Raw genomic sequence first — 19494 nt, forward strand, 5'->3', positions numbered from 1 at the left:
CTTTTTGCAAGAGGTTGTGAAAAAAGAGCTGCGACAAGATGTTTGTCGCAGCTCCTTTCAGATTTGTTTTATCATTCGGAAGAACCTGTGGTCGTTCCGTGAAGTTCTTGATACGTTTGTGTTTTATAAAGATCAACAGTTGATTGTCTGTTGTGTTGACTAAAGACACTAGTTGATTTGTCACCTAGAGATTTTTCAGCTTCTTTTAATTTCTCTAAGCCATTCTTGTAGTCATAATCACTGGTATCAATTGGATCTAATCCACTATTCGTATAGAAACGAAGAAGATCACCGTTATTGATTTGATCAGAAACAGCTAACTGTTTATCAACTTTTTCTTTGAGTGAATCAATTTCATTCTGTACTTCCTCAGTAGGTTCAGTAATGGCTTCACCAGTTTCGTTACTGTAGATGATACCACCGTAGTAAGTATATTTTGGAGTAACAAAATCGCCATCACGGAAAGAAACAAGCTGTTCATGATCTTTCGAGAATAGATCTTGTCCTAACTGAATATAATTTTTTGTATCTACACCTAGTAAATGGAGCAGTGTAGGCAAAGCATCAACTTGGCCGCCATAAGTGTGATTGATCCCGCCTTGTGTTTGTCCAGGAATATGGATCATATAAGGGACACGCTGCATTTGTGCATTGTCATAATTTGTCCAAGTAGAACTTGTTTTTCCAACTAATTCAGCTAGATTTTTATTTCTAGAATTCGAAACACCATAATGGTCACCGTAAAGAACGATAACTGAATTATCATACAAGCCGCTTTCTTTCAAATAGTTGAAGAATTCTTGTACGGCAGTGTCTAAATAATTGGCTGTCGCGAAGTAACCGTTAATCGTCTCATCGTTTGTATTGGCTAACGGGAATCCAGCTTCGTCATTGGTGAATTTCGAATAAGGATAATGGTTAGATACAGCAATGAATTTTGAATAAAATGGTTGTTGCAGACGTTCCAAGTATTCTACAGATTGTTGGAAAAATGGTTTATCATGCAAACCGTATTGGAACGAATTGTCATCATTAACGTCATAATAAGAAGAATCGAAGAAATAATCATATCCTAAATTCTTATAGGTCTCGTTTCGATTCCAGAATGTGCCGGCGTTCCCATGAAACACGGCACTCGTGTAGCCTTCTGTTTGACTTAAAATATCAGGTGCAGCTTGGAAAGTATTTTTTCCGCCTAATTGTGTGAACAAGGAGCCTTGATTCAAGCCAAACAATGAATTTTCCATCAGCGTTTCCGCATCACTTGTTTTTCCTGCTTTTACTTGATGGAAAAAGTTGTCAAAACTGAACGTGCTGTTGCTGTGATAAAGACTATTGATGAAAGGTGTAACTTCATGTTGGACACCATTCTCATCTGTCAATTTATAATCGATCAAGAATTGTTGGAAGCTTTCTAGATGGATATAAATCACATTTTTTCCTTTAGCAAGTCCAAACAAATCATCATTTGGTGCTGCGTAATGTTCTTTTACATAATTTTCTACTTCTTTCATATCATTGGGACTTGCTTCTGCCCGCACTTGGTTTGTCTGGTAAGTTTGAACGCCGTCGTAAACCATGAAAGCATTCAAGCCAAGATATTTAACCAAATAATCCCGAGAGAATGTACGAGTCAATAATTCTGGACGATCAGCTTCCGCCATAAAAAGATTTCCTGAGAAAATCATAACGGCTAATGTAGAAATCGCAAAAGCCATTCTTGCTCGAATCGGACGAGGGTCCAACTTGATTTTTTTGGCGATCAGTAGAACAGTCAAGATAATGAAATCGATCCAATAGATCACGTCATATGGGCGAAACAGTCGAATGGCACTTTCTCCCAGACCACTTGCTACTTTCCCAGCACCTAAAATCGTGTTGATCGTAATGAAGTCCGTGAATTCTCGATAATAAGTGACATTCGAAAAAACAAGCAATGTCAAAAGAAAATAAATGACCATCATCGTGATATAAGCAACTCTGGGGCGTCTGATATAAAGAGCAATTCCAAGTAATAACAGTGTAGTTGCAATAGGGTTGATAAACAAGATAAAGTATTGAATGCCACTTTCAATTCCAAGATGGAAATCGACCAAATAGGCAAAAATCGTTTTCAACCAAAGTAAAACGACTAGTAAAGAAAAAAATCCGAGCCTCTTATTCAAAAAGGCAGGTGTTTTTATATATTTCAAGATAATCTTCCTTTCTGCACTTCTTAATCACAGAAGTGTCATGAAACCATGTTACACAGCTCACTTATTCTCATTTATTTTACTAGTATGACAATATAGTGTCAATTGAAACCAGAACTTTGTGCTGTTTCATTAAGTTTTTCTTTAAGCTTGATGAAAAAGGAGCAGTAAGACAAGTCCTATGTTTTTTGTTATACTTGAGAAGAGAAAGCTAAAGCAGGTGAAGGAATGAAAGTACAAGTAAAAAAAAGAGCAAGCAGTCGATTAAAAAAAGGATACCCACTGATCCAAAAAGAAGACCTTGCACATCCCCAAAAAGAAACCACGCAATGGGTGGAATTAGTTGATCCGCAAAACCAATTTATCGCAAAAGGATATCTAGGAAAGCAGAATAAAGGGATCGGTTGGGTATTGAGCCAGCAGGATATCCCATTTGATCAATCATTTTTTGAAGAACTTTTTGTGAAGTCAAAAGAAAAAAGAACTTTCTTTTTTTCAGATGATTCTACTACCGCTTTTCGTATATTCAATGGAGAAGGAGACGGAATTGGCGGTCTGATTATTGATTATTATGCAGGTTATGCTGTTTTTTCTTGGTATAACGAGACGTTATATACACATCGTGAATTATTGATTCAAGCTTTTCGTGAAATCTATCCGGAAATCATTGGCGGATATGAGAAAATTCGTTTTGAATCAGTGAATCTGCCTGAGAGCCAGTTCATTTACGGAAAAGAGGCACCGGAGCCCTTGGTCGTAAAAGAAAACGGAGTAAAATTTGCCGTTTATTTGAATGAAGGATTGATGACTGGTATCTTTCTAGACCAAAAAGAAGTACGGGGATCATTAGCAGAAGGTTTCGCTTCTGGGAAAACAGTTTTGAATATGTTTAGTTATACCGGCGCCTTTTCTGTTGCTGCCGCAATGGGAGGGGCAATCGAAACGACAAGTGTCGATTTAGCAAAACGCAGTTTGAAAAAAACACAAGAACAGTTTGAAGTGAATGGCCTGGATGTCGATCAGCAAAAAATCATTGTTATGGACGTATTCGAGTATTTCAAATACGCAAAAAGAAAACAATTTTTATATGACATGATTGTATTGGATCCACCAAGTTTTGCCAGAAACAAGAAAAAAGTCTTTCGCGTAGCAAAAGATTATGGGGAACTGATCAAGGATAGTCTGGATATTTTAGCAGAAGATGGGATACTTATTGCGTCTACAAATGCTGCGAATGTCTCGATCGAACAATTCCAAACAATGATCGAAGAGGAATTCCATGCCAAGAATGTTTCTTTTGAACAAATTGCTTTATATCGTCTGCCAAAAGATTTCCAGACGACGGATACCTTTTTAGAAGGCAATTATCTGAAAGTGTTTGTTTATCAAATTAAAAATAACCATTAGAAGGAGCGATGCAGAGTGGTTCGGATAAAGGGATTGAATATAGGAAGCGGTAGACCAAAGATTTGTGCGCCTCTTATCGGAGCCGTCCGAGAGGAAGTATTACGTGAAGCAGTTCTTGCACGTGAAGCAGGGGCCGACTTAGTCGAATGGCGAGTCGATCATTATCGTAAGGTTTTTTCTTTTGATGAAGTTGCAGAAACATTGGTTCTTATCCATGAGATGCTTGATGGATTGCCGTTATTATTTACGTTCCGTACCTTAGCTGAAGGCGGAGAACAAGACATATCGATCCGTCAGTATCGCGATCTTTATGAACATGTGATACACACTGGATTAGTAGATATGGTCGATATCGAGTTGTTCAAAGTTGAAAGTTTAGGGAAAGGACTGATAGAGGAAATCAAATCTTTAGATATCCCTTTGATCATCAGTAGTCATGATTTTAAAGAAACACCAGCTGACCCTGTCTTGCTTTACCGGTTGAATGTCATGGAACATTTTGGCGCTGATATCGGAAAGTTGGCAGTGACTCCCAACAATGAACGAGATGTTTTGCGGTTGATGGAGTTGACTAGACGGGCAAATGCTTTTGTCTCCATGCCTATCATTACGATGTCTATGGGCGATCTGGGGAAAATTTCTCGTCTGGCTGGCGGAACGACAGGATCCGTCATGACGTTTGGTTCCTTAAGCAGTGATTCTGTTTCTGCTCCAGGACAATTACCGGTCAAAGCATTGAAGCAAATTATCCAATTATTAAATGAACCGTTGTAGAACAAGTTTGAGGTGATATTTTTTGGCAAAGAAAAAAATAGTAAAAACGAATGCGATCCGTATGGTCGAACAAAAAAAGATTCCCTATACAGAACACGAATATGAATGGGACGAAAACCACCTAAGTGCGTCCTCTGTCGCCGAACAGCTCCCAGAGAGCCAATCTCGTATATTTAAAACACTGGTTGCTGTGGGCAATGTGACGGGGCCTCTTGTTGCTGTGATACCAGGAGAAGCCGAATTGAATCTAAAAAAATTAGCAAAAGTTTCAGGGAATAAAAAAGTAGAAATGCTTCATTTGAAAGATTTGGAAGCAACGACCGGATACATACGTGGTGGCTGCTCGCCTATAGGAATGAAAAAACTATTTCCTACTTATTTAGATCAAATCGCAGAAAACTATGATCAAATCATTGTATCAGCTGGCAGAAGAGGGCTGCAGATGGAATTAGCTCCTCAAGATATCTGTGCATTAACGAGCGGACAATTTGCAGATATAAAACAATAAATCATACGTATAAAAGAAAGAAGGAGGCCGGGATGTTGTTTGCCCAGTCTCCTTCTTTCTTTTTTATACATTATGCTCTTTGCCCAGCATTCATTCCTGCTACATGTCCTGTAGCGAAAGCCGCTGTGATATTAAAGCCGCCAGTATAACCATTGACATCCAGTAATTCTCCGGCAAAATACAGACCATCAATGATTTTACTCTCCAACGTTTTAGGATGAATTTCCTTTAGAGAAACCCCTCCGCCAGTTACAAATGATTTCTCAATAGGAAAAGTCTTGTTGATTGATAGCTTAAACTCTTTGCATAATTGAACGAAATCTTGAATTTGTTTTTGAGAGGCTTGTTGTCCTGTTAGGCTGTCCATTTCAAGCCGCTCAAGAAAGAAAACCAACAATCGCTCAGGTAATAGACCGTGCCAAGCATTTACTAAGTTCTTTTTGGTGGCTTTACTTTTTTCTGTCAATAAATGAATAAGCTCTTGTTTGGTTTGTGTGGGGAAACAATCCAGAGAAAGCATCACTGGTTCTCCCATTTTCTCTAATTCTTTATTGACAAAACTTGAACAACGCAGTGCAGCCGGACCAGAAATACCGAAATGGGTGAAAAGCAAATCCATCGTATGTTCAGTCAATACACGGCCTTTTTTATTTAGAACACGTAAAGTGATGTCCTGTAAAGAAAGCCCTTGAAGTGTTTTCTCTTGAATATACGGTTCATCCGATATCAAGGGGGACTCTGTCGCATAAAGAGGCGTCACCGTGTGACCTACTCGCTTCACGATCTTGTACCCATCTCCAGTAGAACCAGTAGAGGGATAAGTCCGACCACCAGTCGTTAAGATAACGGCAGGAGCATGGAACTCTTCGAATTCCGTGCGTATACCGTAAATTTTATGTTCTTTGTGGATCAATTTCTCTACTCGAGTAGAGAATAGGATCGTCACATCTAGTTCTTTCAGACGATTAAGTAATGCTTCGATAATCGTTTTTGATTTATTTGTCACAGGAAACATCCGTCCATGATCCTCTTCTTTTAAATGTACGCCTTGTGATTCAAAGAAGTTCATGATATCGAAATTATTCCATTGCGCAAATGTACTATATAAAAACTTTCCATTTCCAGGAATATGTGCGATTAAATCATCAACAGGACGATTATTCGTGACGTTGCACCGACCACCACCTGTCATCAGTAGTTTTTTCCCTGCTTTTTTGTTTTTTTCAATCAAAAGTACGCGTGCGCCTTGTTCAGCTGCACTGATCGCTGCCATCATCCCGCTTGTTCCAGCGCCGACTACGATCACATCATACAGTTTTTCCATTCCCTCACCTCAAGGAAAGTGTAGCATATTTGAAGAAAGAAAACAGAAAAAAATGTTTTGAGCCAAAAGAGAAAATGAGCTAAAATGAGGGAAGATAAGCAAAGGAGCGTGGAACGATGACAAACGCAACAGAATATGTTCAAGCAATTCAAGAAAAGCTACATCAAAAGGATCAAGGACAAGAAGAATTTTTACAAGCAATCGATGAATTTATGCCCACAGTAATGTCTTTTTTGGACACTCATCCCGAATATATCGAAAAGAATATTTTAGAACTTTTAACAGAACCAGAAAGAATTATTCAATTTCGAGTACCTTGGCAAGATGATAAAGGAAACTGGCGAGTAAATAGAGGCTATCGTATCCAATACAATTCAGCTATCGGCCCTTATAAAGGTGGATTACGCTTCCATCCCAGTGTCAACCTAAGTATCTTAAAATTTTTGGCTTTTGAACAGATTTTTAAGAATAGTTTAACTGGTCTGCCAATCGGTGGAGGAAAAGGTGGGAGTGATTTCGATCCTAAAGGGAAATCTGATAATGAAATCATGCGTTTTTGTCAAAGTTTCATGTTGGAATTGTCAAAACATATCGGGCCATCGATTGATGTTCCTGCGGGAGATATCGGTGTAGGAGCTAGAGAAATCGGCTATTTGTTCGGCGAATATAAACGATTGAAAAAATATGATACTGGTGTGTTGACAGGTAAACCTCTAGATTTCTGGGGAAGCAAGATACGTACAGAAGCGACTGGATATGGATTAGTGTATTATGTCAAACATCTATTGAACGAAGAAAAAGATTCATTTAATCAAAAAATAGTTTTTGTTTCCGGAAGTGGGAATGTAGCCATTTATGCAATCGAAAAAGTGCAAGAGCTAGGCGGGAAAGTGATTACATGTTCAGATTCCAACGGGTACATCTATGATCCAGAAGGAATAGATGTGAAACTATTGAAAGAAGTCAAAGAAATCAATAGACAACGTTTGACGGAATACGCGAACCAACGTCCTTCTGCTGTTTATCATGCTGGAGAATCTGTTTGGACATTGAAAGAAAAGGCGGATATCGCTTTGCCATGTGCTACTCAAAACGAAATAGACGAAAGCTTGGCTGAAATCTTAGTAGAAAATGGGATCAAAATCGTAGCAGAAGGCGCTAATATGCCATGTACAGTAAAAGCTGTTTCTGTTCTTCATGAAGCAGACGTGTGGTATTGTCCAGGAAAAGCTGCTAATGCTGGAGGTGTGGCAGTATCTGCTTTAGAAATGAGTCAGAACGCCCAGCGATTGACTTGGGAAAGAGAACAAGTGGATGAGCAGCTGGATCAAATCATGGAAAAGATTTACCATACGTGTCGCCAAACAGCCGCTGAGTATGGCGATGAAAAGAACTTGCTTCTTGGAGCAAATGTTGCTGGATTTGAAAAAGTTGCCAAAGCAATGGCAGCAGAAGGTTTAGTTTAAAAAATGAAACTTTCTTGGAAATATTGTCAGCATTTTGTTTATTTGCTTGAAAAATAATAAAAAAAAACGTAAAGTATTACCTGTAGAGTAAACCTATAAGGAGGAGAACAAATGGCACACATTCATTTTGACTATTCAAAAGTAGCACCGTTTGTCAATGAACATGAGTTAGGGTACATGCAAAGCCAAGTAACAGCAGCCCACAACGAATTACGGGAAGGAACTGGTGCAGGAAGCGACTTCCGCGGCTGGATCGATTTACCAACGAACTATGACAAAGAAGAATTTGCACGTATCAAAGAAGCAGCTAAAAAAATCCAATCTGATTCTGAAGTATTAGTTGTTATCGGTATCGGTGGTTCTTATTTAGGCGCTCGTGCAGCGATCGACTTCTTGAATCACACATTCTTCAATCTATTAGATAGCGACACACGCAAAGCACCACAAATCTTCTTTGCCGGAAATTCAATCAGTTCAACATATATCGCTGATTTGATCGAAGTAATCGGTGATCGCGACTTTTCAGTAAACGTTATTTCAAAATCTGGAACAACTACTGAACCAGCGATTGCTTTCCGTGTATTCAAAGAGCTTCTTGTTAAGAAATACGGACAAGAAGAAGCAAACAAACGTATCTACGCTACAACAGATAAAGCAAAAGGTGCAGTTAAAGTAGAAGCAGATGCAGAAGGTTGGGAAACTTTCGTGATTCCTGATGACATCGGCGGACGTTTCTCTGTATTAACGGCTGTTGGTTTGTTACCAATCGCTGTTAGTGGAGCAGATATTGACGCATTGATGCAAGGAGCTGCTGATGCAAGCAAAGCTTATTCAAGCGACAAACTAGAAGAAAACGAAGCTTACCAATACGCAGCAATGCGCAACATTCTTTACCGTAAAGGCAAAGTAACTGAGTTGTTGATCAATTATGAACCAGGAATGCAATACTTCTCAGAATGGTGGAAACAATTGTATGGCGAATCTGAAGGAAAAGACCAAAAAGGCATCTACCCTTCAAGCGCAAACTTCTCAACTGATTTGCACTCTTTAGGACAATTCATCCAAGAAGGACGCCGCAATATTTTTGAAACAGTTGTGAAAGTTGAAAAACCTCGTAAATCAATCACGATTCCTGAACAAGCAGAAGACTTAGACGGTCTAGGCTACTTGCAAGGAAAAGAAGTGGACTTCGTAAATACAAAAGCATTTGAAGGAACATTGCTTGCTCATACAGACGGTGACGTACCTAACTTGCTAGTCAAAATTCCAGAAATGGATGCTTACACATTGGGTTACACAATGTACTTCTTTGAAATTGCTGTAGGTATTTCAGGTTACTTGAATGGAATCAACCCATTCGACCAACCAGGTGTAGAAGCTTACAAGAAAAACATGTTCGCACTTCTAGGCAAACCAGGCTTTGAAGACCTTGCTAAAGAATTGAACGAACGCCTTTAAAATAAGGGGTTTTCGCTAGATTTAAAAAATCAGTGATAGAAACATGTTCGCTTCTAAATAAAATTAGTGATAGTTTTAGTGATAGTGAACTTAAAAAAGCACTCAATTTGAGTGCTTTTTTATTTGCTCTTCTATATAGTTTTCTAGTTGATTCATTGATCTTTTTTTCACTTCGGGAGAAATATGGGCATAGACTTGTGTAGTAGAAACATCTTTATGACCTAAAAAATCTTTGATATCTTCTAAAGGTATTCCTGCTTGTCTCGTTCTAGCTGCAAAAGTATGTCTGCCATCATGCACAGTTATGTGGGGGAGATTAGCACGTTTTTCAATTCTGTGAGAAGCACCATTAACAGTTCGATCCCTTATTGGAATACCTTTATTTTTTCCGTAAGTGTTTATAAAAATAAATGCTTCGTGGTCATCTGTTTCAGGTAAAAAACCAAATTCTTTTATTACTTGATTTCTTAAAGTCAATAAGGCTTTCTTTACTCGTTTTGTCATAGGCAATGATCGTGTACCAGATGGGGTTTTTGTGTCATCTGTAATAATCAAACCTTTGTTAGGTCCTTTTTCAGCAGCCCAAGACGTTCACGATTAATATTAAGTGTATTCTGAGAAAAATCAATATCAGCCCATTGAAGCCCTAAAGCTTCTGATTTTCGCAATCCTTGATCAAATATAATAAGAAAAAAGGGATACCATATAAATGATTTTTCTTTTTTGGCAAATTCGAGAAATAGTTCAGATTGATCAAAAGTATAATATTTAACTTTCTTTTTATCAGATGGATTTCTTGGAAACTCAACAAAACTAGTAGGGTTATTCTTTATATATCCTAACTGAATAGCTTTTTTGAAAGCATTGCTAAGAGTGGCGTTAATACTTTTGGCTGTTGTTACTGAGAGACCTTCCTTAGTTCTCCCCAAACCCTTTTTAGTAAGTAACTGATTGATGAATCTTTGATGATCAGCTCTAGTATATTTATCTAGTTTATATTTTCCAATATATGGATTGATGTACATTTTTATATTTGCTCTGTGAACAATTCTTGTTCCTTCTTTAACATTCATTTTATAGTTATTAATCCAATCGTCCATAAACTTTTCTATAGTCAAATTTTTAGGGTTTTTTTGTGTATATTCTTCCGAAGCTATTTCGCCTTCGACAATTTTTGCGAATCTTTCTGCTTCTTCATGACTTTTAAACCCTTTTTTATGAATCTTTTTCTGTAGCTTAGTACCAGGATCAATTCCATTTGATATATAGACTTCATAACGATATTCTTTTGATTTTTTTAAATAGTACTTTTTAATGGAAGCCATTAAAACCAATCCTTTCGTATTTCATTCCTAATAATAAGAATATTTTAGGGGAGGTATGTTATTTGAACGAATATTTAGAAAATCGTCGTATTAGCAGAGTTTTTATACGAACTTATGTTCTTTTACGTTTAAAAAGAAAAGCCCGAAGGCCAGTCTTTATTGTAAATTTAAGTTAATATCATATGTGTGATACGAGTTTTCATCATCATAATTATCAGTTTCATAGCTAGAATCAATCTTCAATCGAAGAGATTTGATTGAAGATGCATCAGGAAGTTTTGATAAAGGATAGATGCCCCAACCATCTTTTTTTGTTCCTTTCATGAAGTCACCATCCCATGAATCATAATTAAAGACTCCGCCATCATCAACTTGCTCACCATAGTCAGTTACAATTGTGGCTTGATTAGGGTATATAGATACATCTTGTTGTGTATTATCTATGTTGTAATGCACGGCTACAAAACCATTGTATTGATTATCTGAATAGTCTTTGATATCAGTAGTTTTCACAACTGAGACCCGATCGATATTTAGGTTAACACCCGCCCAAGAATTATCATTAAAATTGGTTGAATAATCTTGTTTACCTTGTACTTCTATGGATTCTCCATCAGGTACATTATCAGCTATTTTTCCGAAATCTGAATCATTTGATAGAAGATTAGTCTTTTTTTCCACAGAGCTACTGAATTCAAGAGAAACCATTGTAGAGCTCGCAGTGGTTGTTTCTTTAGGCGTATCAGAATTTGAATTACTATTTCCACATGCTCCTAGTACGATACTAGAGAACAGAATTAATCCTACCCCAACTATTTTTTTCATTTCTTCCTCCAACAAATAAAAATATATTTACTCCCACTTAACGGCAGGTAGTGATAGTCGCCAATTAAATTAAAAATCTATACGAATTTTTAGGAAGTCCATATAAATTTGTTAAATCTTCAATTTTTCTAGGATATTGATCATTATCTTCTTTATAAAGAGAAACAATAAGATTGGCGGCAAAGCAGTTTGCCTCACTCTCTGATTTACTTCTGGAGGATCGGGTAGAGACATAATAACTAGATAAACCTTGATGAAAAACTGCGTGACCTAGTTCGTGAGCGCAAATATAGAACCGTTCCTCAGAATACTTTAGTTCGTGATTTAGAAGAATAATCGAACGTCCTAACAATTCTTGAAATTGTCCCTTTGGGTTATTCAAAAAAGGAACATACCTAATTTGAATATCCATTTTTTCGCAAATTGTAAAGGGATTGGCCGAATTATATTTTTGTTTCAGTTTGCCAACTAGACTAATTACGTCCATCTCCATAGAAAATCACTTCTCTTTACTTTTGTCTTCTTTTCTAAATTCCCAAAATAGACCAGTTAAAACATCTTTTACTCTTTGTTTCTCTTCATCAGTTAACGTTTCGCCACCATAAGCCATATTAACATTGGAATCGAGCATTTTATCTAATTCAACTAAATCATTTTCATCAGCCCATTCAGGAGTTTGATTTCTTCCGAGTAAGTAATCAGTAGTAACATTAAAAACTTCTGCTAATTTCTGGAGTTCTTCTGTAGAAACTTTTCTAGTGCCATTTTCAATTTTATTCATTGCTGATTTTTCTAATCCAATTTTTCTGCCCAACTCTGCTTGGTTCCAGTCACGTTTTTCTCGTAAATCTATTATTCTATTCACTAGATCTTTTGACATTAGACTACTCCTTTCGTTGCTTTTTTCACAACTATTTTACCATAGTTGCGAAAAAAGATATAAAAAGATGCGAAAAAAGATACTTTTTCTGTTGACGTATCTAAAATCGCAATGTGTTATATGTATATAAGGTTGCTAAAAAAGAAACTTTGGAGGTGCTAATATGTATCAAGTAAATCTTGAACTAATAAAAGAGCGACGCAAAACAAAAGGTTACTCTTTAAAAAAAATGTCTGATCTTATGGGTTTTAATGATAAGGCAAAATATTATAGAAGAGAAACTGGCGAATATAATTTTAAACCAGAAGAACTGCCTTATTTAGCAAAGCTATTGGATATCCCATTAGCAAAAATTTTTACCCATAAAGTATCTAAAATCGAAACTAGTGATAAAGAAAGGAGAAACACCAAATGACACGACAAGAAAAAATAAACATCGTACTTGATGCAAGACCTAGACTAGTTCACATCATTAAGTGTGCTACAGATGATCAACTTAATCGTTTAGTTGAAGAAGTTCAAAAAGAGCTTGAACGTGAATTAGACGAAGTAGCTTTCGTTTGATTCTTTAAATTAATAGTATAAAAAAATTGCTCGTATTGATATACGGGCGAATAAGAAATTGAGGTGTTTAAACTGTTAAAACAATCAGCTGTCATTCGAGAATCATTAATTAAAGTGATAAATAAGAGTGGCAAAACGAAGAAAGAAATAGCAAAGCAAGTTAATGTATCTCAACAGTCATTGAGTGACTGGACAACGCCACATAAGACTAAGCCTGTGACGTTAGAAAATGCTCAAGTGTTAACAGATCATTTCAGAGATTCTAATTTTACTATGCAAGTGATCCATGAATTTTTTGGACTATTCAAATCTATTGATAGTGATGTTTATAGAAGAGATCCTTCTTCACTAGATAAGCTTCAAATAATTGAATCCGATGAGCGAAAGCAGAAGAAACAATATGTCGAAAAAATTCTTCTCAAAAACGTTGAGTATTTAACCGTTGATGATCGTCAACAAATAATTTCATACGCTTATGAGTACTTAGATGAAATCATGGTGGAGGTAACTCTAATTAGTACTTTGTGTGAAATATTAGGTATCGATATTCGGAAACTAAGTGAAGAGCGATTATCATATTGGATTAATCAAGGATACATGAAAGGAGAGTTAAAATGAAAGTTTCACAAATGGAAAAAGTGGTTCCTTTAGCTCCAAAAAAGAAGCCAAAAGAAAGAGTATGGAAGAAAGCTAAAGATATTGCTGAATATTTCGGTGTCTCAGTAGCTACTATTTCCAAATGGACTAATTCAAATAATGATCCATTACCTTCCCGAAGAGTTAGAGGTGTTTTGCAATACGATTTTGAATTAGTTAAAGAATGGGAAGAACGCAATACTAATTAGAGAGGAGAGTGAAGTAATGAGAACGGTATTTAAAATGACTGTCAAAAGCGCTTTGCTTATGAGCCTAGTAGCAATCGTACTGGCAAGTATTAATCCAGCATATGCACTTATTTATTGGGGAACCTTAGTAGCGGTTACTGCTGTAAGAGAAAGTTTCAAAATGCCAACACAAAAAAGACCGACCAGCGACGGCAATCGCTAATCGGTAACATAACAAAATAACTTAACTGTATTTTAGCACGAAAGGAAGTCTAAAACAATGGATAGGCTACAATTAACTAGACAGAAAAATTAAGGTGTGTAGACTAGAAGAAAACATACCAGGAGGAATTTTTATGTCTAAGAGAACACGAAGAACTTTTTCACAAGAATTCAAGCAACAAATCGTCAATCTTTACTTAGCTGGAAAGCCACGTGTAGAAATCATTCGAGAATATGAACTAACGGCTTCAGCATTTGACAAATGGGTAAAGCAATCTAAAACGAGTGGTTCATTCAAAGAAAAAGATAATCTTACGCCTGAACAAAAAGAATTGTTAGAACTACGTAAAAGAAACCAGCAATTAGAAATGGAAAATGATATTTTAAAGCAAGCAGCGCTGATATTCGGACGAAGAGACAAGTAATCGATGCGAATAAGCATCTTTACCCTATATCAGCGATGTGCAGAATATTAGGTCTATCACGTCAGTCCTATTATTATCAATCAAAACCAAAGAAAGACGAATCAGAACTTGAAGAAGCAGTCGCTGAAGAATTTATCCGCAGCCGAAAGGCCTATGGCTCAAGAAAAATAAAAAAAGCCTTATCAAAACGAGGCATTCAGATCAGCCGACGAAAAATTAGTAGAATCATGAAAAATAGAGGATTAAAATCGAGCTATACTGTTGCTTATTTTAAAGTACATCATTCTACTTGCAATGAAGCCAAAACGACAAACGTATTGAATCGTAAATTCTTAAGAGACAACCCATTAGAAGCGATCGTAACAGACTTGACTTATGTACGAGTCGGGAAAAAATGGAATTATGTCTGTTTCATTTTGGATCTGTTCAATCGAGAAATTCTCGGCTATTCTTGTGGAGAACATAAAGATGCCGTTCTAGTAAAAAAAGCATTTAGCCGTATCAAACAACCTCTGACAGAGGTTGAGATTTTTCATACTGATCGTGGAAAAGAGTTTGATAACCAAGTTATTGATGAATTATTAACAACTTTTGACATCAATCGATCATTGAGTCATAAAGGCTGTCCTTTTGATAATGCCGTAGCTGAATCAACTTATAAGTCGTTGAAAGTAGAATTTGTCTATCAATACACATTTGAAACCTTACAACAATTGGATTTGGAGTTATTTGACTATGTCAATTGGTGGAACCACCTTCGGTTGCACGGTACACTTGGCTACGAGACACCGGTTGGTTACCGTAACCAGAGATTGGCGCAGCGAATCCTTGATAATGAGCTCGGATGTGCTATCGCTAGCGAGGCAGTCTAACTTTAACTGTTAGCTCCTGCCGAAGATCGTCACATCCGAGGAGGCTCATTGTCAAGGACAATCGGAATAGCATACGGAAAGAAGTTCTGCACCTTATAAAATTTGTCAAAAAAACTGTTGCCATTCCAAAGTATATATTCTACAGAAGTAAACAAATAGCTTATATTTTAGGATGTACACAAATTGACAAGTATAATAAAACTTTGATAAAATACAAATGTTTTTTTATTTTTATGTGTGATTAGTTAGAACTTACTTAAATCCTATTATAATATTTTTGTTAATGATTTTAATAAAATGATTGGAGAGAAAATGATGGATCAAAAAGCGTTTATCGAATCTATTGATTCTACAATCGATAGATTAAAAAAAGAAATTCGATTTTATAATAGAGTAATTGGTATCGGAAATATTATAAAAATAGTCTTATCAGCTAGTATCCCAATATTAATTGATCAGGCTTCCGAACACAGGTCTTTACTATTGATTGTTTCAATTGCTTCAGCAATAATTACAATTATACAAAGTGGGATGTCTGCATTTAACTATCAAGATAAAGTACAGACTTCGACAGAGTTATTAATGAAAATTGAAAAAGAAAAGTTGTTATATATAACGAAAACATCCCCATATAATAAAACAGATGAAGAAAATTTCCATTTAATCGTTACAACCCTTCAAACTGAATTAATTGATATTATCTCTGATTTTAATCAAGTTAATAACTAAAAATTTATTTAATTAGAAAGTAGTGCAGATAATACTAATTGTACAATTAAGAAAAGAGATAAGACTTTACATTCCTAAAAAAATGTAAAGTCTTATCTCTTTTCTTAATGCTATAAATTCATAATAACATTATGGACAATAAATTTAAAATTTATTCAGACTGTAGACAAACTCCTAAATTTAGAGTGTTGTTTGCAGTCTGACGACTCAAAAATGAGTCGTATAAATCAATTATAGTAATAAGTCATTGATTTCTTTAAATTCTTTATCAAGTTCTTTTTCATCATATTTTTCATATTTATCAGCTTCATGAAGAACTTTTTTAATTTCATGAATAGCCTTTCGTTCAACTAACCATTTTTTTAGGTTATGTTTTTTTTCTGGATTTTTAGATAACGTATCAAGTTCGTCTAACTCTTTATCCAGTTTATTGACAACAGAAACAATTTTGTTTACAACTTTTTCTTCTTTGTTTTCTAAATTTGACATTTATCTTCACGTCCTTTTTATTTGATAATTTAAGTATAGAACTTTGATATAGTTTATACAAATAGAAACGCTTCTTCGTGTATTCTGTGATTTTCTTTTGAAATGAGGAAAACTTTGGAGTAAAATGAACGTGGACAGAACAATATTTAGGAGGAATAAACTATGTGTACGTCTATTACTTATGTAACAAGTGATCATTATTTTGGAAGGAATTTTGATTATGAAATATCTTACAATGAAGTAGTCACTGTTACTCCAAGAAATTATAAGTTGAATTTTCGAAAGGTAAATGATTTGGATACTCATTATGCAATGATTGGTATTGCCGCTGGTATAGCTGACTACCCTCTTTATTACGATGCGACAAATGAAAAAGGATTGAGTATGGCTGGGCTAAATTTTTCTGGGTATGCTGATTATAAAGAAATACAAGAAGGGAAAGACAATGTATCTCCTTTTGAATTTATTCCTTGGATTTTAGGACAATGCTCAACAGTAGGAGAAGCTAAAAAATTGTTAAAAAATATCAATTTAGCAAATATAAATTATAGTGATGAACTTCCTTTATCCCCTTTACATTGGCTATTAGCTGATAAAGAAAAATCAATTGTCATTGAAAGTATGAAAGATGGACTTCATATATATGATAACCCTGTGGGCGTTCTTACCAATAATCCTTCATTTGACTATCAATTATTTAATTTAAACAATTATCGTGTCTTATCGAGTGAAACTCCTAAAAATAATTTTTCAAATCAAATAAGTTTGAATGCCTATAGCCGCGGTATGGGAGGGATAGGCTTGCCTGGAGATTTATCCTCAGTATCTCGTTTTGTTAAAGCGACTTTTACGAAGCTGAATTCTGTATCTGGAGATTCAGAGTCAGAAAGTATTAGTCAATTTTTCCATATCTTAGGTTCAGTAGAACAACAAAAAGGTTTGTGTGATGTTGGTGATGGAAAATATGAATATACAATTTATTCTTCTTGTTGCAATGTTGACAAAGGAATCTATTATTATCGAACATATGAAGATAGTCAAATTACTGCAATTGATATGAATAAAGAAGACTTAGATAGTCATAAGTTAATTAGTTATCCAATTATAGAAAAACAACAAATTAAATATATAAATTAGTTAATGTGTTGTGATTGATTATTTAATATAGATATAATACAAAAAGGCAAAGATATTTTCAAAACATTTTTTCTTGATGTGATATCCTTGTCTTTTTTGTAATGTTTTTAACTTATTGCTTTTGCAAAATTTATTTACCTGTTTTCTGGATCAACGATAGTGTATATTATGCTATCCTTGTTTGGATTTTAGGACGTTTAAAGAGGCACTTTTTTACATAACTTAATCCATAGACATAGACCTTTTAAGCATGCTGTGAGATAATAATAAAGAAGAGTTTAAAGCGCACCCCAAACCACTTCCCCATAAGTGTATTACGCTTTAAACTCTTTTATATTTGAATTCACTAAGAAGCATACCATATATTTGAATTTACTAAGAAGCATACCATATATTTGAATTCACTAAGAAGCATACCATATTTTTGAAAAAAAGTGAGAAAAAAGGCTTATAATTAGGATTTAGAGTAATTAATTAGATGTTTATTTTATAGGACTGATACTATAGATTACAAATAGTATCGTATTTCGCAATCTTAAATTATCTTCTTACTATAAATAAGATAATAAAATTTGTATTTGTCCTTTTTAGGTAACTTATTTTAATCTATATACCTTTCTGGATCAACGAAAGTATACTTTATATAGTCATAACGCCGATGATCGCTCCGTGCGTCTGGCACGTCAGTCACGATATCAAACAAAAAATATACATATTTCTTCATTCTAGTTTTCGCAGCAGGAATTTTAAAGTAGTTCTTATTAGAATAGTAGAGATTGATTAATAAGCTATCTTCGATTGCTAAAAAGAAAACTTCTGAATCCCATACTTTGTGAAAGTCTTTAATGAATTTGTTCGAAGGATCAAATTTAAACCATAATTGTGTTTTTCCTTCCATTAACATATAAAGTTCACCTCAAAAAGATTATACGAACAAACGTTCTTATTGTAAACCCTAAAATAGATTTTCCTGAATATGTATTGACAATATCTAAACGATAATATGCATTTCTTCTTATAAAAAGACCCCAGCAATTAAATTTGGTTGAGGTCTTTTTTCGTTCTTCTATTAATTTTTCTAACTCCTGTTTCAATATACATATAAAAAAGTAAAAATAATAGAAAAACTAGTGATAGCTTTGGTGATAGTGATATTAAAAATCAGAAAAGATAGAAAAAACAAGAGATAGATAAAATGCTGATATTTCGGCGTTTTCTAACGGTATAAAAGAGAAAAAAAGTAATAAATGTATACATGATACAAGAAAAACATGTTCGCACTTCTAGGCAAACCAGGCTTTGAAGACCTTGCGAAAGAATTGAACGAACGCCTGTAAGATAAGGGTTTTTCGCTAGATTTAAAAAATCAGTGATAGAAACATGTTGGCTTTGAAATAAAAGCTGGTACCCATTTAGGTACTTAACACATATTAACACCGTTTATTCGGAAAAAGGGGGTTGTGACAAGAATTTTGTCACAGCCCCTTGTTTGTATGGGAATCGATTCATTGCCTTGTTTTTTAGTTAAGGACTGGAAGAACAGGAAAGTGACTTCGAAGACCAATTCTATTTTTTTGTTTTCTAAAATCAACAAACAAAAAAGCACTCAAATCGAGTGCTTTTTTGCGATATTTTCTTAATCTTAAGATAGCCCTAATTTGTCTTTTATAGATGAAGGTACTTTATCGCTAGTGATTACTTTTTTCTCTATAATTCGCTTTTCGCTTGCTTTCAACTGCAAGATTGTTCCTTCGGGATAGGCAGAACCATTAGCAGAGTCGCCAGAAGTGATGACATCAAAATCCAATTGTCTTTTTTCACCGTTTTCAGCGTACGCATCTACGTTATATTTAAACCCTTTTCCAATTACTTCTCCATTATCTGCTTTAATATCAGTTTCTGCAGGCATCGGTGCTTTGATTACTGCATAATAATCTTTTCCTACATAAGTAGACTGATAGTAGTCCCAGCCTTTCCATCCTATAAAAGCAATCAATATGATAACGATCAACCCTAAAATTTTTTTCATGAAAGATCTCCTTTTTTATTTTTATTATATTAAATATTATACAG

21 protein-coding genes and 1 pseudogene are annotated in these 19494 nt (G+C 35.1%); 13 read left to right on the forward strand and 9 right to left on the reverse strand.

Features of this window, described 5'->3' with window-relative positions:
• Nucleotides 1–71: 71 nt before the first annotated feature.
• Nucleotides 72–2192: an LTA synthase family protein gene (locus QK255_RS04915; RefSeq protein ID WP_002290408.1), complete on the reverse strand. Its 2121-nt coding sequence runs from the start codon at nt 2190–2192 to the stop codon at nt 72–74.
• A 228-nt stretch (nt 2193–2420) separates the two neighbouring features.
• Between QK255_RS04915 and QK255_RS04920 the strand changes: the two genes are divergently transcribed.
• From QK255_RS04920 to ybaK, 3 genes are read left to right on the forward strand one after another with little or no spacing between them, the layout of a single operon-like run.
• Nucleotides 2421–3599 (forward strand): class I SAM-dependent rRNA methyltransferase, encoded by a 1179-nt coding sequence (locus QK255_RS04920; protein WP_002290409.1) that lies wholly within the window; start codon nt 2421–2423, stop codon nt 3597–3599.
• Between the two features lie 15 nt (nt 3600–3614).
• Nucleotides 3615–4373 (forward strand): type I 3-dehydroquinate dehydratase, encoded by a 759-nt coding sequence (gene aroD, locus QK255_RS04925; RefSeq protein WP_002290410.1) that lies wholly within the window; start codon nt 3615–3617, stop codon nt 4371–4373.
• Nucleotides 4374–4395: 22 nt separating this feature from the next.
• A complete protein-coding gene (gene ybaK / locus QK255_RS04930) occupies nt 4396–4881 on the forward strand; it encodes a Cys-tRNA(Pro) deacylase (protein ID WP_002290411.1) in 486 nt (161 codons plus the stop codon).
• Nucleotides 4882–4951: 70 nt separating this feature from the next.
• Here the strand turns inward: ybaK and QK255_RS04935 are convergent, their stop codons facing one another.
• Nucleotides 4952–6205 (reverse strand): BaiN/RdsA family NAD(P)/FAD-dependent oxidoreductase, encoded by a 1254-nt coding sequence (locus QK255_RS04935; RefSeq protein ID WP_002329379.1) that lies wholly within the window; start codon nt 6203–6205, stop codon nt 4952–4954.
• Between the two features lie 116 nt (nt 6206–6321).
• On the opposite strand from QK255_RS04935, the gene gdhA reads away from it, so the two are divergent.
• Nucleotides 6322–7671, forward strand: a complete 1350-nt coding sequence (gene gdhA / locus QK255_RS04940) for an NADP-specific glutamate dehydrogenase (RefSeq protein WP_002290414.1) — start codon at nt 6322–6324, stop codon at nt 7669–7671.
• 111 nt (nt 7672–7782) lie between these two features.
• Complete coding sequence (locus QK255_RS04945) at nt 7783–9129, forward strand: glucose-6-phosphate isomerase (RefSeq protein ID WP_002290415.1); 1347 nt, start codon at nt 7783–7785, stop codon at nt 9127–9129.
• A gap of 102 nt (nt 9130–9231) precedes the next feature.
• Here the strand turns inward: QK255_RS04945 and QK255_RS13325 are convergent.
• From QK255_RS13325 to QK255_RS04970, 4 genes and pseudogenes are all read right to left on the reverse strand, one after another.
• Nucleotides 9232–10454, reverse strand: a pseudogene (locus QK255_RS13325) (tyrosine-type recombinase/integrase).
• A gap of 156 nt (nt 10455–10610) precedes the next feature.
• Complete coding sequence (locus QK255_RS04960; protein ID WP_002329377.1) at nt 10611–11279, reverse strand: hypothetical protein; 669 nt, start codon at nt 11277–11279, stop codon at nt 10611–10613.
• Between the two features lie 64 nt (nt 11280–11343).
• Entirely contained in the window at nt 11344–11772 is a 429-nt protein-coding gene (locus QK255_RS04965) for an ImmA/IrrE family metallo-endopeptidase (RefSeq protein WP_002290420.1), read from the reverse strand.
• A 6-nt stretch (nt 11773–11778) separates the two neighbouring features.
• The gene (locus tag QK255_RS04970; RefSeq protein ID WP_002290421.1) at nt 11779–12159 is read right to left on the reverse strand and encodes a helix-turn-helix transcriptional regulator; all 381 of its coding nucleotides are present in this window, start codon (nt 12157–12159) and stop codon (nt 11779–11781) included.
• A gap of 163 nt (nt 12160–12322) precedes the next feature.
• On the opposite strand from QK255_RS04970, the gene QK255_RS04975 reads away from it, so the two are divergent.
• The 7 genes from QK255_RS04975 to QK255_RS05005 all read left to right on the forward strand — a co-directional run bounded on the left by QK255_RS04975 (nt 12323) and on the right by QK255_RS05005 (nt 15795).
• Complete coding sequence (locus QK255_RS04975) at nt 12323–12574, forward strand: helix-turn-helix domain-containing protein (protein WP_002290423.1); 252 nt, start codon at nt 12323–12325, stop codon at nt 12572–12574.
• On the forward strand, nt 12571–12723 hold the full coding sequence (locus QK255_RS04980) for a hypothetical protein (protein ID WP_002290425.1): 153 nt from the start codon (nt 12571–12573) through the stop codon (nt 12721–12723). Before QK255_RS04975 ends, QK255_RS04980 begins: the two co-directional genes overlap by 4 nt.
• Before the next feature lie 63 nt (nt 12724–12786).
• A complete protein-coding gene (locus QK255_RS04985; RefSeq protein WP_002290426.1) occupies nt 12787–13341 on the forward strand; it encodes a hypothetical protein in 555 nt (184 codons plus the stop codon).
• Nucleotides 13338–13568 carry a helix-turn-helix domain-containing protein gene (locus QK255_RS04990; RefSeq protein ID WP_002290430.1) on the forward strand — a complete coding sequence of 77 codons (231 nt, stop codon included), beginning with the start codon at nt 13338–13340 and terminating at the stop codon, nt 13566–13568. The genes QK255_RS04985 and QK255_RS04990 overlap by 4 nt, the downstream gene beginning before the upstream one ends.
• Nucleotides 13569–13584: 16 nt before the next feature.
• Nucleotides 13585–13770: a hypothetical protein gene (locus tag QK255_RS04995; protein ID WP_002290431.1), complete on the forward strand. Its 186-nt coding sequence runs from the start codon at nt 13585–13587 to the stop codon at nt 13768–13770.
• Nucleotides 13771–13903: 133 nt separating this feature from the next.
• Nucleotides 13904–15066 (forward strand): IS3 family transposase gene (locus QK255_RS05000; RefSeq protein WP_283341610.1). Its coding sequence is split into 2 segments (ribosomal slippage): nt 13904–14180 and nt 14180–15066, totalling 1164 coding nucleotides; the frame shifts between segments, so codons are not numbered across the junction.
• Nucleotides 15067–15363: 297 nt separating this feature from the next.
• Nucleotides 15364–15795, forward strand: coding sequence for a DUF4231 domain-containing protein (locus QK255_RS05005; RefSeq protein WP_002308843.1), 432 nt, complete (start codon nt 15364–15366; stop codon nt 15793–15795).
• A 231-nt stretch (nt 15796–16026) separates the two neighbouring features.
• Here the strand turns inward: QK255_RS05005 and QK255_RS05010 are convergent, their stop codons facing one another.
• On the reverse strand, nt 16027–16284 hold the full coding sequence (locus tag QK255_RS05010) for a hypothetical protein (protein ID WP_002329375.1): 258 nt from the start codon (nt 16282–16284) through the stop codon (nt 16027–16029).
• 162 nt (nt 16285–16446) lie between these two features.
• Here QK255_RS05010 and bsh point away from each other — a divergent pair, with 162 nt between their 5' ends.
• On the forward strand, nt 16447–17421 hold the full coding sequence (gene bsh / locus QK255_RS05015) for a choloylglycine hydrolase (RefSeq protein WP_002287105.1): 975 nt from the start codon (nt 16447–16449) through the stop codon (nt 17419–17421).
• Nucleotides 17422–18022: 601 nt separating this feature from the next.
• On the opposite strand, the gene QK255_RS05020 is transcribed toward bsh, so the two are convergent.
• Complete coding sequence (locus tag QK255_RS05020) at nt 18023–18325, reverse strand: DUF5960 family protein (RefSeq protein ID WP_002329374.1); 303 nt, start codon at nt 18323–18325, stop codon at nt 18023–18025.
• A gap of 738 nt (nt 18326–19063) precedes the next feature.
• Nucleotides 19064–19450, reverse strand: a complete 387-nt coding sequence (locus QK255_RS05025; RefSeq protein WP_002329373.1) for a YxeA family protein — start codon at nt 19448–19450, stop codon at nt 19064–19066.
• Nucleotides 19451–19494: the final 44 nt, after the last annotated feature.

The sequence above is a fragment of the Enterococcus sp. ZQ21 genome (assembly GCF_030053755.1).
In the GTDB taxonomy this organism is placed as follows: Bacteria; Bacillota; Bacilli; order Lactobacillales; family Enterococcaceae; genus Enterococcus_B; species Enterococcus_B lactis.